This is a genomic window from Isoptericola sp. NPDC056134, from assembly GCF_042264825.1.
GTDB classification, from domain to species: Bacteria; Actinomycetota; Actinomycetes; order Actinomycetales; family Cellulomonadaceae; genus Isoptericola; species Isoptericola nanjingensis.
Map to the genome: position 1 here is coordinate 1 of NZ_JBHJVM010000093.1, position 1,102 is coordinate 1,102.

Annotated in this window: 1 protein-coding gene; it reads right to left on the bottom strand. The window is 69.2% G+C overall.

Annotated elements, in window-relative coordinates; translation table 11 throughout:
• A partial coding sequence (locus ACFCZN_RS21510) for a glycosyl hydrolase family 28-related protein (RefSeq protein ID WP_430558122.1) occupies positions 1 to 1,102 on the bottom strand: 1,102 nt, incomplete at both ends.

Genomic DNA, 1,102 nt, shown 5'->3' on the forward strand with positions numbered 1-1,102 from the left:
GTGTTGGACTGGATCGTGTTGTTCTCGAACACGTTGCCGGTGTTCGCCAGCTTCTCGGACCACATGGCGAGGCCGTCGTCGCCGGTGTTCCGGACGAAGACGTTCCGCACGACCGAGTTCGTCACGCCCCCGTGGAAGTTCAGCGCGTCGGCGATCTGGTCGACGATCACGGTGTTCTCCACGCGCAGGTTGTCCATCGGCCCGTCGAACCACAGGCCGACCTTGGTGTGCTGGAGGTACAGGCCGGAGATCGACGAGTCGCTGAGTGCGCCGCCGATGCCGTTGACCTGGTCGGTGTCGACGCGCTCGCGCACGTCCCCGACGATCGCGAAGTCGCGCAGGTGCACGTTCGAGCTGCCGCCCTCGTCGGCGTACCGCCCGTAGAACCCGACCCCGGTGTGCACGGACCCGTCGGGGGCGGGCGTGTCGAGCGCGACCTCCTTGCCCCGGAAGACGGTGTACCAGCTCCCGGCGCCCTGGATCGTCACGCCGTCGACGAGGACGTGCCGGTTCACCTGGTAGACGCCCGGCGGGACGTACACCTCGAGCCGGTGCTTCTTGGCGAACGCGATCGCCTTGTCGAGCGCGTCGGCGGAGTCGCGCCGGCCGGTGGGGTCGGCCCCGAAGAGCAGCGCGTTCGCGGCGAGCAGGCGCACCTTCGGCGGCGCGACCTTCTCGGAGTCGAGGAGGTCGATCACGGTCCACTCGGCGGCTCCGCGCGCCGGGACCGTGAGGCGGACGACGTCGCCCTTCTTGTACGTCTGGCCGAGCAGCAGCCGTTGCTCGTCGTAGAACTTCATGGGGCGGAACGGCTTCTCGAACGTCGGCGTCGGCGTCGTCTCCGCGGGGACGCACGCGCACTCGGTGACCCACCAGCCGGGCTGGAGGAGGCCCGCCGCCGGGTCGTTGGTGAACGGGTACTGGTTGTACAGGTAGGAGTACGCCGACGTGAGCGTTATGCGCCGGTCCAGGCCGACCTTCTTGCCCTGGCGCAGGACCGATACGTCGAGCGGCGACGTGATCCCGCCGCCCGTGGGGGAGTCGGGGATCGAGTACCGGACCGTGATCGCGTTCGCGTCCGCGGGGAGCGTGAACTCCACGC